The sequence below is a fragment of the Mycobacterium sp. IDUB_5 genome (assembly GCF_055419565.1).
This window is the reverse complement of sequence record NZ_JBVAXX010000005.1, coordinates 382,675-395,206: the sequence shown is the minus strand read 5'-3', so window position 1 is coordinate 395,206 and position 12,532 is coordinate 382,675. Positions and strand designations below refer to the sequence as shown.

General features: G+C 66.8%; 16 protein-coding genes. 7 read left to right on the top strand and 9 right to left on the bottom strand.

The window, feature by feature from the left end; all coding sequences use genetic code 11:
- Positions 1 to 49 precede the first annotated feature (49 nt).
- The 3 genes from ACZY1G_RS18675 to ACZY1G_RS18665 form a co-directional block, all read right to left on the bottom strand.
- The gene (locus tag ACZY1G_RS18675) at positions 50 to 1,072 is read right to left on the bottom strand and encodes an LLM class flavin-dependent oxidoreductase (protein WP_463823259.1); all 1,023 of its coding nucleotides are present in this window, start codon (positions 1,070 to 1,072) and stop codon (positions 50 to 52) included.
- A 64-nt stretch (positions 1,073 to 1,136) separates the two neighbouring features.
- Positions 1,137 to 1,829 (bottom strand): helix-turn-helix transcriptional regulator, encoded by a 693-nt coding sequence (locus ACZY1G_RS18670; protein WP_463823258.1) that lies wholly within the window; start codon positions 1,827 to 1,829, stop codon positions 1,137 to 1,139.
- Positions 1,830 to 1,848: 19 nt separating this feature from the next.
- Complete coding sequence (locus ACZY1G_RS18665; protein ID WP_463823257.1) at positions 1,849 to 2,253, bottom strand: nuclear transport factor 2 family protein; 405 nt, start codon at positions 2,251 to 2,253, stop codon at positions 1,849 to 1,851.
- Between the two features lie 109 nt (positions 2,254 to 2,362).
- On the opposite strand from ACZY1G_RS18665, the gene ACZY1G_RS18660 reads away from it, so the two are divergent.
- Positions 2,363 to 3,067, top strand: a complete 705-nt coding sequence (locus ACZY1G_RS18660) for a VOC family protein (protein ID WP_463823256.1) — start codon at positions 2,363 to 2,365, stop codon at positions 3,065 to 3,067.
- Between the two features lie 32 nt (positions 3,068 to 3,099).
- Positions 3,100 to 3,450: a nuclear transport factor 2 family protein gene (locus tag ACZY1G_RS18655; protein ID WP_463823255.1), complete on the top strand. Its 351-nt coding sequence runs from the start codon at positions 3,100 to 3,102 to the stop codon at positions 3,448 to 3,450.
- Here the strand turns inward: ACZY1G_RS18655 and ACZY1G_RS18650 are convergent.
- From ACZY1G_RS18650 to ACZY1G_RS18640, 3 genes are all read right to left on the bottom strand, one after another.
- A complete protein-coding gene (locus tag ACZY1G_RS18650; protein ID WP_463816204.1) occupies positions 3,443 to 4,336 on the bottom strand; it encodes a helix-turn-helix transcriptional regulator in 894 nt (297 codons plus the stop codon). The two genes, ACZY1G_RS18655 and ACZY1G_RS18650, sit on opposite strands and share 8 nt — an antisense overlap.
- A gap of 26 nt (positions 4,337 to 4,362) precedes the next feature.
- Complete coding sequence (locus ACZY1G_RS18645) at positions 4,363 to 5,157, bottom strand: SDR family oxidoreductase (RefSeq protein ID WP_463816203.1); 795 nt, start codon at positions 5,155 to 5,157, stop codon at positions 4,363 to 4,365.
- Positions 5,158 to 5,279: 122 nt separating this feature from the next.
- A complete protein-coding gene (locus tag ACZY1G_RS18640) occupies positions 5,280 to 5,429 on the bottom strand; it encodes a hypothetical protein (RefSeq protein WP_463816202.1) in 150 nt (49 codons plus the stop codon).
- Positions 5,430 to 5,593: 164 nt separating this feature from the next.
- On the opposite strand from ACZY1G_RS18640, the gene ACZY1G_RS18635 reads away from it, so the two are divergent.
- The 4 genes from ACZY1G_RS18635 to ACZY1G_RS18620 all read left to right on the top strand — a co-directional run bounded on the left by ACZY1G_RS18635 (position 5,594) and on the right by ACZY1G_RS18620 (position 10,069).
- On the top strand, positions 5,594 to 6,403 hold the full coding sequence (locus ACZY1G_RS18635) for an LLM class F420-dependent oxidoreductase (RefSeq protein WP_463816201.1): 810 nt from the start codon (positions 5,594 to 5,596) through the stop codon (positions 6,401 to 6,403).
- Positions 6,404 to 6,527: 124 nt separating this feature from the next.
- On the top strand, positions 6,528 to 7,799 hold the full coding sequence (locus tag ACZY1G_RS18630; RefSeq protein ID WP_463816200.1) for a sensor domain-containing phosphodiesterase: 1,272 nt from the start codon (positions 6,528 to 6,530) through the stop codon (positions 7,797 to 7,799).
- 42 nt (positions 7,800 to 7,841) lie between these two features.
- Positions 7,842 to 8,681: a bifunctional hydroxymethylpyrimidine kinase/phosphomethylpyrimidine kinase gene (thiD, locus tag ACZY1G_RS18625; RefSeq protein WP_463816199.1), complete on the top strand. Its 840-nt coding sequence runs from the start codon at positions 7,842 to 7,844 to the stop codon at positions 8,679 to 8,681.
- Between the two features lie 110 nt (positions 8,682 to 8,791).
- Positions 8,792 to 10,069, top strand: coding sequence for a S1C family serine protease (locus ACZY1G_RS18620; RefSeq protein WP_463823254.1), 1,278 nt, complete (start codon positions 8,792 to 8,794; stop codon positions 10,067 to 10,069).
- Here ACZY1G_RS18620 and ACZY1G_RS18615 read toward each other — a convergent pair.
- Together ACZY1G_RS18615 and ACZY1G_RS18610 are read right to left on the bottom strand one after the other, a co-directional pair.
- On the bottom strand, positions 10,066 to 11,106 hold the full coding sequence (locus ACZY1G_RS18615; RefSeq protein WP_463823253.1) for a zinc-dependent alcohol dehydrogenase family protein: 1,041 nt from the start codon (positions 11,104 to 11,106) through the stop codon (positions 10,066 to 10,068). The genes ACZY1G_RS18620 and ACZY1G_RS18615 overlap by 4 nt on opposite strands.
- Positions 11,107 to 11,137: 31 nt before the next feature.
- Positions 11,138 to 11,602 (bottom strand): SRPBCC family protein, encoded by a 465-nt coding sequence (locus tag ACZY1G_RS18610; protein ID WP_463816196.1) that lies wholly within the window; start codon positions 11,600 to 11,602, stop codon positions 11,138 to 11,140.
- Between the two features lie 61 nt (positions 11,603 to 11,663).
- On the opposite strand from ACZY1G_RS18610, the gene ACZY1G_RS18605 reads away from it, so the two are divergent.
- Positions 11,664 to 12,221 (top strand): FKBP-type peptidyl-prolyl cis-trans isomerase, encoded by a 558-nt coding sequence (locus ACZY1G_RS18605; protein ID WP_463816195.1) that lies wholly within the window; start codon positions 11,664 to 11,666, stop codon positions 12,219 to 12,221.
- Between the two features lie 9 nt (positions 12,222 to 12,230).
- Here ACZY1G_RS18605 and ACZY1G_RS18600 read toward each other — a convergent pair whose 3' ends face one another.
- On the bottom strand, positions 12,231 to 12,530 hold the full coding sequence (locus ACZY1G_RS18600) for a DUF1905 domain-containing protein (RefSeq protein ID WP_463816194.1): 300 nt from the start codon (positions 12,528 to 12,530) through the stop codon (positions 12,231 to 12,233).
- Between the last annotated feature and the right edge of the window lie 2 nt (positions 12,531 to 12,532).

Here is a 12,532-nt window from a genome sequence, read left to right as displayed (position 1 = left end):
ACCACTGTCTTGAACGAATCGGACATGACAGCGGCACCCCTCGAATCCGTCACCGCCACCCGAGTTCTGGCGCAACATGGGTGAGCACGTTCTCGATCACGTGCGCGTTGTAGTCGACGCCGAGCTGATTGGGGACCGTCAGCAGCAGAGTGTCAGCCGCGGCGATTGCCTCGTCCTCGGCGAGCTGGGAAATGAGCTTGTCGGGCTCGCCCGCATAGGTTTTACCGAAGCGGGCTTTGCCGCCGTCGAGAATCCCGACCTCGTCGGTGCTGTTGCGGTTGTGCCAGAACAGTTGCTTGTCCAGGTCGTTGACGATCGGAAAGATGCTGCGGCTCACCGAGACACGCGGTTCACGCTGGTGACCTGCCGCGCGCCATGCGTCCCGGAAACGCTGAATCTGCTCGGCCTGCAGCTGATGGAAGGGCACGCCCGTGTCTTCGGTCAGCAGCGTGGAGCTCATCAGGTTCATCCCCTGCTGGGCCGTCCACTCCGCAGTGGATCGACTGCCTGCACCCCACCAGATCCGTTCTCGCAAACCGGGCGAGTGCGGCTCGACTCTCAGGAGACCGGGCGGGTTCGGGAACATGGGGCGGGGATTGGGGTGCGCGAACCCTTCCCCCTTCAAAACCTCGAGGAATACCCGCGTGTGTTCGCGCGCCATCGCGGCGCCGTCGGTGTCGTCCTCGCCGGGTTGGTAGCCGAAGTAGCGGTAGCCGTCGATCACCTGCTCGGGCGATCCACGGCTGATGCCGAGTTGGAGTCTGCCGCCGGAAATCAGATCAGCAGCACCTGCGTCCTCGGCCATGTAGAGCGGATTCTCGTATCGCATGTCGATGATGCCGGTGCCGAGTTCGATGCGATCGGTGCGGGCAGCCGCTGCGGCGAGCAACGGGAACGGCGAGCCGAGCTGCCTGGCGAAGTGGTGCACCCGGAAGTACGCACCATCGGCACCCACCTCTTCGGCGGCGACTGCGAGTTCGACCGACTGCAGCAGGGCGTCCGCTGCGGAGCGCACCTTCGAGTGAGGGCTGTCTGACCAGTGCCCGAAGGACAAGAAGCCGATCTTTTTCACAGCTCCCTCAACCACCTCGAGACGGGCCCAATTCCCCGGCGGTGTGCTGCCCAGCCCCGCACACTCACCCGAGCCGACGAGTGCGCCACCGCGACAGGTCGGCATCGAGCACCGCAGGATCCCGTTCGGAAAAGACTTCGTCGGTGATCTCCAGGTGCCGGATACGGTCGAGGTGGAAACCTCTGATGCCTTTGCGCAAGCGACACCATCCGACGAATACCCAGGCATCACCACCGCGTAGCAGTCCCATCGCCTCGACGTCCCGCTTGGTGCGAGTGTGTCCGTCGTCGGCGACGTATTCGAGCCGAACCACCCTGCGGGCGGCGATCGCTTCGGGAACGAGCGCGATCGCCGCCTCCGTCGGAGGTTCGGCATCGATGACGAACATCGATGCCAACGCGTCGTCGACCGGCGCCAACTGATCCTCTCTGCTGATCGCGAGGACCTTCGCCCGAGCCCGCCGGGCCGCCGCACCGTACGGCGACGTCTCGAGGAGGGCGAGCCCAGCCAGCACCGCCAACGACTCCGTGACCGTCAGATTCAACGGAGGTAGGGAGTGTTCGCGAAGGATCGAGTATCCGCCCGACGCCCCGCGATCGGCATAGATCGGGACGCCCGCCAGCTGAAGTGACTGGATGTCACGCTCGATCGTGCGCTTGGACACCGCGAATTCCTCAGCGAGCCGTGCAGCAGACATCGGTCGGCGTGATCCCCGCATGAGGTCGACCAGCGCGTACAACCGCTCCGCCCGCCTCATGACGCAAGTCTCCCCGATCTCAGGCGCGGTGCGGCCGCGTTCCGCCCACCGACCACACCTGGCTGATCAACCCGTCGTCGGTGAAGTCGAAGACATCGACCCCTCCGGCACGGACGTCTCCGGTTCGCACGTCCCACAGCAGTCGCCCGTGCGCACCGTCCACGGCCCGGCTCACCTCGGTGAAGACCACGTCTGGATGGCGCCCGCGATACGCATCGAGGTATCGGGCGAAGCTCTCCGCGCCGAGGACGTCGTCACCCGGGTTCGAGCCGTCGATCTCGGAGTTCAGGAAGTGAATCCGGAAATCGTCACTGCAGATGCGGCGGGCGATCTCGCCGCCGCTGTTCCACATCGTCAGCCACACTGCGAGCGCCGCATCCGCGGTCGCTTCGGTCGTCGTCATCGTGATTGCGTTCTCGGTCATACCGACAGCATCGGGCAGCCCCGCGACAACGGTATGTCGGCATTCGACGAGAAACCACATCTGCTGCAGCACTGCCGAGTCCAGGCAGGGGAAGCGCTACCGTCGGGGCGTGGGCGTCGACCGCATGACCGTGGTGGTGGAATCACGGAATCCGCAGCTGCTGGGCGAGTTCTGGGCGCAACTGCTCGGGTGCCGTCTCCGCGCCGACGCCGGTAGCTGCGTGATAGAGGTCGCCCACCGCACTGTCCTCCTGTTTCTCCCGTCGGCGGCGTTGCACCACGAACCCCACCGCCAGCACCTGGACGTGGCCTCGGCATCGCTGACACACCAGGCAGCGTTGGTCGCGCGAGCACTGGCCCTGGGCGCCCAGCATGTCGACATCGGTCAGGGTGAGGTGCCGTGGCGTGTGATGGCCGATCCCGAAGGCAACCTTTTCTGCGTCCTGGAACCGCGCGAGGAGTATCTCGACTCCGGTCCTCTCGCGGCGGTCGTCACGCAGGCGAGGCAACCGCAGACCGTCGGCCGGTTCTGGGCTGCGCTCGTCGACGCACCGGTGACCGGGAGCGATTCCGAGCTCACGTCCGTGCAGTGCGGCTCGTCCGGGCCGGCGTTGGAGTTCGTCAGGCACTCGAATCCCCCAGACGGAAGAGGTCGCCTCCACCTGCGGTTGGCACTCCCGGGTCGGCCTCCCGATCCGTCGGCCCGAACCGACGCGGTGGACCCCTGCCCCCTCTGCGGAAACTCGTATGAGGCTGCGACCGACCCGGAGCAGAACCATCTCTGCGTGTCCGGTCGCCAACCGGAAAAGCAGTAGACGGCGCCATATTCGGCTCGTTAGCGTGCCGCATGGGGATCGATGCCGAGACGTTCAGCCAGCAGTGGGTCGACGCGTGGAACGCTCACGACGTGGACGCAGTCCTCCACCACTTCGACGACGCGGTCGTGTTCACCTCGCCGGTCGCCGCGCAGGTGCTCCCGGTGACCGGCGGCCGGGTCGAAGGCAAAGCGGCGTTACACGACTACTGGGTCCGTGCGCTGAGTCTGCGCCCCGATCTGCATTTCACCCTCGAGGCCGTCTACCAAGGCGTCGACGTCATCGTCATCAACTACCGAAACCAGCGGGGCGGGCTCGTCAACGAAGTCCTGCGCTTCGCCGGCGATCTCGTCATCGAGGGGCACGGAACGTATCTCATCTGACAGGTGCGCCGATTCCTGTCGCGGCAGACTGCCCGCGAGCCCATGCAGCCAATTCCGCAATCTTCGCCGCTGCTTCTCCGACAGCCGGCACCGTGTAGACATTCAACTGCAGTCCCGGATCGCTGGGCAGATCCATGGATTCGTAGTTCAACTCGAGCCGGCCCACCACCGGATGGTTCACGCGTTTGGACCCCGAGCCGTGCAGCCGGACATCCTGCGAAGCCCACTGCTGCCGAAACACCGCACTGCCGGCGGATAATTCGCCGATCAGCGCATCGAGCTGCCCGTCGTGTGGATTGCGCCCGTACTCCAACCTCAGCACCGCCGCCATGTTGTGCACCACCTTGTCGTAGTCGACGAAGAACTTCTGTGCCTCAACGGAGTCCAGGTACACGAAGCGGGCGGTGTTGGCGGGTCGTCGGGGATCGGACAGAACCGGCGAATACAGCGCGCGCCCGAGATCGTTCATCGCGAGCACATCGTGGCGAGCATTGCGGATCCACGCCGGGGCGCCGGTAAAGGCGGCGAGCATCTCGTGCAGCTCCGGACGTACGGAGACGCACGATGACGGCAGGGACCGATCACCCGGTGTTCCCGATCGGCGCGCGAGGCGGAACAGGTGCTCGTGCTCCGCGGCGTCGAGTTGCAGCGCCGTGGCGAGCGCCTCGAGGACACCGTCGGAGGTTCCGGCCAGACTCCCGCGCTCGATGCGTACGTAGTACTCGACCGAGACGCCCGCGAGCATCGCGACCTCCTCCCGTCGCAGGCCTTTCACACGACGGCGACGCCCGTACGCAGACAAGCCGGCCGTCTCCGGAGCAATGCGGGCTCGGCGCGACGTCAAGAACTCTCGGATCTCGGCGCGTAGATCCAGGCTGACCTCCATCCGCCCCACTGTAGGTCCGAAGGACGTCACGCCGTCGTCGCGATGCCTCCGTCGACGGGGATGACAGCACCGGTCAGGTAGGCGCCTGCCCTGCTCGCGAGAAACACCGCGACGCCCGCCATGTCGTCGTCGCGACCGATGCGGCGCAGCGGAGCCGACGCCGCGATCGACTCCCCCAGTGCATCCAGCGTTTCGGCCATCATGGCCGACGGGAACGGTCCCGGGGCCACCGCGTTCACCGTGATGTGCTGTGGCCCCAATTCGAGGGCGAGCGCCCGGGTCAGCTGATGCAGAGCGGCCTTGCTACTGGAGTAGGAGTAATTGGGCCGACGTGGGACGTGGATGGCGGCGATGCTGCCGATGTTGATGATCCGTGCAGGATCGTCGGCGGTCCCGGCGCTCCGAAGTGCCGGTAGGAGACCCTGCACCAGCCAGAACGGGGCCTTGAGGTTGAGATCGATGACCGTGTCCCAGGCAGCGTCGGGGAAACTGTCCAGCGGTTCATCCCACAGGGCGCCCGCGTTGTTGACGAGGATGTCGAGTCGTCCGCCTTCCGCAGTGACGATGTCGACCAGCCGCGTGCACTCCTCGTGCATCGACAGATCGGCTGGCACGGCGCTCACCTCGCCGAATGCGGACAGGTCCGCCTCCGCACGAGCGCATGCGTCGTCGCTACGGGAACTGACGACTACCGCGGCGCCCGCCTGAAGCAGGCCGCGCGCGATCATCAGACCGATGCCCTTCGTACCCCCCGTGACAAGCGCGCGCTTGCCCGTCAGATCGAAGAGATCGTGATGCGCCGAGAACTGGTTGATGACCACGTGTCGCCTTTCCGCGCTTGCCGGCACCGCTGGATCGATGCCGCTTCGCACGCTAGGCGGTAGGCCAGACGTCAGGCAGATGCCCGCGATACGGGTACTGCCAGGCCCCCTCTTGGTGCGGGTCAGCGTTGCTCGTTGGCATCCCCCGGGTGGGGAACGTTGTTCTCGTCGACGTAAGCGGAGTGCTCGGTGTCGACCCCCTCGTGATCGCGCGGCCCGTCATTGGAGCCTGCCGGCTCGACGGCGTCGGCAGCGTCGCTGGGCATCGTCATGTTCGCGGAGTCCTCTCTGGGGGCAAGATCGCCGACTCGGCGATTCGTGCCAGAGTGCCCAGTCTGTGCGGCGCTGAACCCGCATCGCCGCTCGGGTCGGAATAAACGAGCCGGCTTCGGAATTGGCTCAAGAGTCGCCCCCCTCCCCCGACTCAGGAGCACCCATGACCCGTCCCGTCCGTGTAGCCGTACAGATTCAGCCCGGCGGAACGCCTGACTACCGCAGCTGGCGCGATGCCGTGGTCGCTGCCGACGATCTCGGGGTCGACGTGATCTTCGGCTACGACCACTTCCACCGCCCGGTGATGGACGCCCTGGTCGACGGCAAGCCCGTGCTGTCCGAGGTGCAACCCGACGTCGCCAACTTCGAGGGATGGACGGCGCTGGCGTCGTGGGGCGAGATCACCTCGCATGCCGACATCGGGCTGCTCGTGACCGGCGTGGGTTACCGCAACCCTGACCTGCTGGCGGACATGGCGCGCACGGTCGATCACATCAGCGGCGGTCGTCTCATCCTCGGCCTCGGCGCCGGCTGGTACGAAAAGGACTACACCACTTACGGATACGACTTCGGCACCTTCGGATCCCGTTTCGACCTGTTCGACGAGAGCCTGATCCGCATCGAGAATCGGCTCGCCGCGCTGATCCCGCCGCCCGTGCGCAAGCTGCCGATCCTCATCGGCGGCACGGGACCCAAGCGCTCTCTCCCCGCCGTCGCCCGTCATGCCGACATCTGGCACGCATTCGCCGAACTCGACACGTTCCGCCGGCTCAGCGACCGGGTCGACGAGCTGGCCGCAACGTTCGGCCGCAGCGGCGCGGACATCGAACGCTCGACGCTCTGGCAGAACAGGCACACCGCGGACAGCTTCCGCGAGGCCGGTGTCACGTTGTTCCAGACCGAGCTCACCGCCGACGACGGCTACGACCTCGGTCCGCTCAAAGACGTGCTCGCCTGGCGCGACGACAAGTGATTCGCGTATCGGCACACCTGGCGAGCGCTCGCTGATACGTTGGCTGCAGCCAGCGCAAGCTGCGGGGAGGAAGTCAGAAATGGGCATCAGCCACGAGAATTGCGGACGTCGCTAGGGTCCGACGTTGCAGAATCTCGTCGCGGCGATCAACGCGTCCATCGATCCTTCAGCGCTCATGCAGAGGATCGCCGAGCAGATGTGCCTCCTCACGCCCAAAGCCGACGGAGCGGCGGTCAGTCTGTTGACGCCCGAGGACCGGTTCGTGGTCGTCTCGGCGCACGGTCTGGTCGCACCGCTACTGGGGCTGACTCTGCCCCGGGAGGGAACGTTCCAGGGGCGGGCCATCGAAACCGGGCGTCCGCAGATCAGTCTCGACCCGCTGGCGGACCCTGATCTGACAGACGAGGTCCGCACCATCGGTGCGCGCCTCGGTATCGGGTCCCTCGTCGTGATCCCGCTCCTGCACCGTGGCAACGGGATCGGGGCTCTGAGTCTCACAGCTGTCGACACGTGTCGATTCACCGAACGCGACATCTCGGCGATGGAGGCGACCGCCCGCTTCATCTCGGCTCTGATCGGGTCACACACCGAACTCGCGTCGATGCTCGACGACTTCCTCGGCGATCCCCACCACGAGGGTCGCGACCTGGCCGCACAGTTCCTGGCGTCCGTTCTGCTGCCCGACATGGCGCGCGAGGATGCGCTGCACCAGCACGTGAACGACCTGCTGGCGGCGCCGTCGCCGCTTCGGGCCGCATACCAGCCGATCGTGAACCTGGCGTCGGAATCCGTCGTGGGGTTCGAGGGTCTGTGTCGTTTCCCCAGCGGCGCAGAACGGTCCCCTGCCTACTGGTTCGATGTCGCCCGCCGTCTCGGACGCGGCGTTCCCCTCGAATTGGCTGCGCTGTCCACGGTGCTCGCGGAGGTCGGAAGTGTCCCTCCCGACTGCTTCCTCGCCGTGAACGCCAGTCCCTCGACGGCTATGGACGCCCGGTTGCACGATGCCTTGCTGGCTGTGGGTGCGCCGCTGGTGCTGGAGATCACCGAGCACGAGCCGTTTCCTGATGGCCTGGCTGACGCTCTGAAGCCATTGCGGGACAGAGGTATTCGTTTGGCGATCGACGACGCCGGAGCCGGTTACGCCAGCTTCAAGCAGATGCTGCAGCTGCGGCCGGACATCATCAAGATCGATGGATCGCTCACGTCGGGTATCGACCGCGATCCGGCCAAACGTGCCCTGGTGATCGCCATCGTCCGGCTCTGCGCAGAGATGGGCGCCATGACGATCGCCGAGGCGATCGAGAAACACGACGAACAGGCGACCTTGTCAGAACTCGGCGTCACGTGGGGTCAGGGCTATCTCTTCGGCCAACCGGGAGCGCTTCGCCCGTCGTAGATCAGCGTCCCGGCGCCGAACAGCCATTTACAATCACCCGTGATGACGAACCGTCTCCCGCTGACTTCGCCCGGACAGACGCCGCGCCGCGTGATGACGATCGCGGGTTCGGACTCCGGTGGCAGCGCCGGCCTGCAAGCCGACATGCGCACGTTCGCGATGCTGGGTGTGCACGGCTGCGCTGCGGTGACGGCTGTGACGGTGCAGAACTCGTTGGGTGTCAGAGCTTTTCACGAGATCCCAGTAGAGGTGGTCGCCGCCCAGATCAGCGCAGTGGCCTCCGACATCGGGATCGAAGCAGCGAAGACGGGCATGCTCGCCTCGACGGCGATCATCCAGGCGATCGTGGCCACCTGGACGGCCGAGAAGCTTACCGGCACAGTCCCTTTCGTGGTCGATCCGGTGTGCGCATCCAATGCCGGTGAGCCGTTGCTGCACCCCAGTGCGCTCGATGCGATGCGCGACGAACTGATTCCGTTGGCCACGCTGGTCACGCCGAACCTCGACGAAGTACGACTTCTGGTGGGCATCGATGTCACCGACGCCGACACCCAGCGCGCCGCGGCCCGGGCGTTGCATGCGCTGGGACCGCAGTGGGCTCTGGTCAAAGGCGGCCACCTCCGAACCTCCCACGTGAGCTCGGACCTGCTCTTCGACGGTTCGGAATTCCACGAGTTCGCTGCTGCCCGGGTGGACACCCGAGACGACCACGGCGCCGGCGACACCCTCGGCGCGGCGATCACGGCGGCGTTGGCACACGGCTATTCGGTTCCCGACTCGGTCGCGTTCGGCAAAATGTGGGTGACCGAGTGCATCCGCGAGGCCTACCCCCTCGGTCACGGCCTCGGTCCCGTCAACGGGATGGCCAGCCTCTACCGCTGAGCGCAACCTTCTCGGTGTTTGCTGAGCGTGCTCTCAGTCGGGTCTCAGTTGCGGTGGGCAGGTTGGAGACAACCGACCTTTCATGCCCATCTTCGAAGGGAACACCACCGATGGCGACCACGCCCCCACCTGCCCCGCACAGTCACGACTGGGCGCGCGGAAGCTGGCCTGCCCCCCACACCCCGGTGCCCGGCAGCCCGACACCGTGGCCGCAACCGCCCGCACCAGGTGGGCCGCACATGCCGCGCCGAAACCGGCAGTCGCGCACCCCGCGTGCTCTGGTACTCGCGGGCGCGGCGGCTGTGGCGATCGCCGGCGGCGGCATCGGCGCGGCGGCTGCGGTAGCCGTGAACGACCACCAGCAGTCCGCCGCTACGACACCAGCAGCGATTCCTGCCCAGCCGGTGAAACCCGCTGCCAACGCCGCGCCGGGCTCGGTGGAGGCTGTCGCCGCCAAGGTGATGCCCAGTGTCGTCAAGTTGCAGATCGTCGCAGGTCAGGGGATGGCCGAAGGATCGGGCATCGTGCTGAGCCCCGATGGACTGATCTTGACCAACAACCACGTGGTCGCGCCTGTCACTGCGGGCGGCACGGGTGCGCAGCCCGCGGCTTTCGACGGAGGCGAATCCCCGGCGACGGTCACGTTCTCCGACGGCCGCAGCGTGCCGTTCACCGTCGTGGGCACTGATCCCACCGGTGACCTGGCTGTTGTGCGCGCCCAAGGCGTCAGCGGCCTCACGCCGATCACGATCGGCTCCTCGAAGGGCGTCAAGATCGGCCAGGAGGTCGTCGCCATCGGATCTCCGCTCGGCTTGCAGGGCACGGTCACCAAAGGCATCGTCAGCGCCCTGAACCGGCCGGTGGCCGCCGGTGACGGCGAGGGCAGCTCCCCCGTCGTTCTCGATGCCCTGCAAACCGATGCCGCCATCAATCCCGGCAACTCGGGCGGCCCGCTGGTGGATATGAACGGCGACCTGATCGGCGTGAATTCGGCCGGCGCCAGCATGGGGTCCGGATCCGGCGGCGGCTCGATCGGACTCGGGTTCGCGATCCCGTCCGACCAGGCCAAGCGCATCGCCGACGAGTTGATCTCCTCCGGAAAGGCCAGCCACGGCTCGCTGGGAGTGCAACTGGGCACCGACACGGGTGGCGACACGGGTGGCTCAGACGGCGCAGCCGTCGCACAGGTGGCCGCCGGAAGCCCCGCCGCTGCGGCCGGTCTGTCCAGCGGAGCGGTGATCACGAAAATCAACGACCAGGTCATCGACGGGCCGGAGGCACTGACTGCGGCCGTGCGCTCCAAGGCGCCGGGTGACCAGGTGTCTGTCACCTATCGCGACGACAGCGGCGCGACGCGGACCGCACAGGTCACGCTGGGTTCGGCTTAACGTCGAACGTTCGGCTCGATGATCGTGATGCCGGCCGGCGACGCGCTGTCGACGGCAGGCAGGGCCTCCGCTGCTTGCTCGAGGCTGATGGTGCGTTCGATCAGGTCCTGCGGTCGCAGGTCGCCGTGTTCGATCATCGCCACCATCGGCGGGTAATCCGCCGCCGCCATTCCGTGGCTGCCCAGCACGGAGAGCTCCCACGCGATCACCCGATCCATGGGAAGGCGTGGATGCCCGTCGACAGGAGGCAGCAAGCCGACCTGCACGTGACGACCCCGTCGGCGAAGGCTGAGGATGGACAGCGCGCACGCCGATTCGGAGCCCACCGCGTCTACTCCCACATGACTTCCGCCGCCAGTGATCTCGTGAATCCGTGCCGCTGTCTCGGCGCCGTCGGCGAGCGTGTGATCAGCACCGAGAGCCGTGGCGGCGACCAGTGCGCGGGCAGTGCGGTCGACCGCAATCACGTTGGCGCCCAGCGCTTTGCCGATCATCACCGCGCTCAAGCCGACCCCTCCGGCGCCGACGACCGTCAGCCACTGTCCGCGCTCGACACCGCCCACGGCTGTCAGAGCGCGGTATGCGGTCGCGAATCGGCATCCCAGTCCGGCCGCGGCAGCGAAAGAGACAGAGTCGGGAAGTCGCACGAGGTTGGTGTCGGCGGCGGGCAGCGCGACGTACTGCGCGAACGATCCCCAGTAGGTGAACCCGGGCTGCTCCTGGTGCGGGCACACCTGTGAGTTCCCGGATCGACACCACGTGCAGATTCCGCACCCGCACACGAACGGCACAGTCACCCGGTCGCCCACCCCCCAGCAGCGCACGTCCGGGCCGACCGCCTGCACGACGCCCGCCAGCTCATGGCCGGGAACGTGCGGGAGCGTCAGATGCTCGTGTCCTGCCCAGGCGTGCCAGTCGCTGCGGCACAAGCCGGTGGCCCGCACCGCGACGACGACGCCGTCGGGTCGCGGACTCGGATCGGGGACGGTCCGGACCGAGAGCGGGCCGCCGATACTGTCCATCACCAGTGCGCGCATCAACCCAGTCTGACGTGGGCCGGCGGACGGCTCAGGACGAGGTTTCGGCCGCCAGCCGAGAGAGGGTGTCGCTGAGCTGATCCTCGGTCACCAACGGGAACTTGACCTTCTTCAGCAGATCCTTGTCGGTGACCTTGGACCAGTCGTAGGTATGGCGTACCAGTGTCGCGTTGGGTCCCTGAGCCTCGATCTCCCACAACCATTCCCAGCCGGGAGGCTCGGTGCCGGCGGGAGCGGTCTGCCATGCCAGCAACTTGTCTTTGGCGTAACCGGTGACATGGTTGTCGGTCTTGTACTCGCCACCCATGTGATCGCCGGCCATGTTCATCGTGAACACGTCGCCGACCTTCTGGATGCGGTCGGCATGGTCGACACTGCGGATGAATCCGGAGCCGTCAAGGGCCGCATGCCGATGTGGATTGGACAGGACGTCGAAGACAGCGTCGGCGGACGCGTCGATGGTCCGTTCCACTATCACCTTGTTGTCGTCGCTCATGTGTTCCTCATTGCCCAGACCCACCACGTCCTCAAACCTGCGGGCCGGTAGCGTGGCACGAATGCTTCTGCGCCGTCTGCCGTCCTCGCTCGCTGTCGCCGTCTGTGTCGGGTCGACCCTGGCCCTGACCGCCTGCGGTTCCTCTGAGGCTCAGGCAGCAGCGTGTCCGACAGCCGCTCCGAGCAGCGCCACCGCCGCCGAATGGACCCTCCCCGGTGCCACCGGCAGTGTCGCCGTCACCGGCTCGACCGACTCCACGGCTCCGCTCGTCACTGTGACCCCGCCGTTCACCGTCGCCGAAACTCAGGTGCACACGCTGCAGGCCGGGTCCGGTGCCGTCGTCGGCGACGACGCGACGGTGTCCGTCTGCTACCAGGGTGTCAACGGACGCGACGGCTCCGTGTTCGACAGCAGCTACCAGCGCGGCACCCCCGTCGACTTCCCGCTCAACGGCGTGGTGCCGGGCTTCCAGAAGGCCATCGCCGGTCAACGCGTCGGCTCGACCGTCGCCGTGGCGATGACGTCGGCGGACGGCTACCCCAATGGTCAGCCCGCCGCCGGCATCCTTCCCGGTGACTCCCTGGTCTTCGCGATCAAGATCCTCGACGCCACCGCCTGAGCCGGCGCGTCAGTTCGTCCTAGCGGTTCCCACCCGTAATCGGATCTGCACCCGATCGCCGTCGTCGACGTCCTCGGCACGACGCAACGCCACCTTCAGCGGGACCAGGTAGACGTCGTCGCGCGGGATCAGCGACGTCGTCACCTCGGTGCTCCCGATGCGCACCTGCGCCGGGATGACACCCCACCCGTAGGTCAGTTCGCTCGACTGCGCGTGCAGGAAATCGTCGACGTCCGGCGGGGTTTCGACGAAAAAGTACGGTGCCGGGCCGCGCCATTGGAAGACGTCGGCATCGAACTCCCACTCCACGC

Bases quoted from the DNA above. Each gene is read 5' to 3' on its own strand.
- ACZY1G_RS18635 (WP_463816201.1), top strand. From the start codon at position 5,594: ATGACCCGTCCCGTCCGTGTAGCCGTACAGATTCAGCCCGGCGGAACG.
- ACZY1G_RS18650 (WP_463816204.1), bottom strand. From the start codon at position 4,336: ATGGAGGTCAGCCTGGATCTACGCGCCGAGATCCGAGAGTTCTTGACG.
- ACZY1G_RS18610 (WP_463816196.1), bottom strand. From the start codon at position 11,602: ATGAGCGACGACAACAAGGTGATAGTGGAACGGACCATCGACGCGTCC.
- ACZY1G_RS18655 (WP_463823255.1), top strand. From the start codon at position 3,100: ATGGGGATCGATGCCGAGACGTTCAGCCAGCAGTGGGTCGACGCGTGG.
- thiD (WP_463816199.1), top strand. From the start codon at position 7,842: ATGACGAACCGTCTCCCGCTGACTTCGCCCGGACAGACGCCGCGCCGC.
- ACZY1G_RS18620 (WP_463823254.1), top strand. From the start codon at position 8,792: ATGGCGACCACGCCCCCACCTGCCCCGCACAGTCACGACTGGGCGCGC.
- ACZY1G_RS18640 (WP_463816202.1), bottom strand. From the start codon at position 5,429: ATGACGATGCCCAGCGACGCTGCCGACGCCGTCGAGCCGGCAGGCTCC.
- ACZY1G_RS18670 (WP_463823258.1), bottom strand. From the start codon at position 1,829: ATGAGGCGGGCGGAGCGGTTGTACGCGCTGGTCGACCTCATGCGGGGA.
- ACZY1G_RS18665 (WP_463823257.1), bottom strand. From the start codon at position 2,253: ATGACCGAGAACGCAATCACGATGACGACGACCGAAGCGACCGCGGAT.
- ACZY1G_RS18615 (WP_463823253.1), bottom strand. From the start codon at position 11,106: ATGCGCGCACTGGTGATGGACAGTATCGGCGGCCCGCTCTCGGTCCGG.
- ACZY1G_RS18605 (WP_463816195.1), top strand. From the start codon at position 11,664: ATGCTTCTGCGCCGTCTGCCGTCCTCGCTCGCTGTCGCCGTCTGTGTC.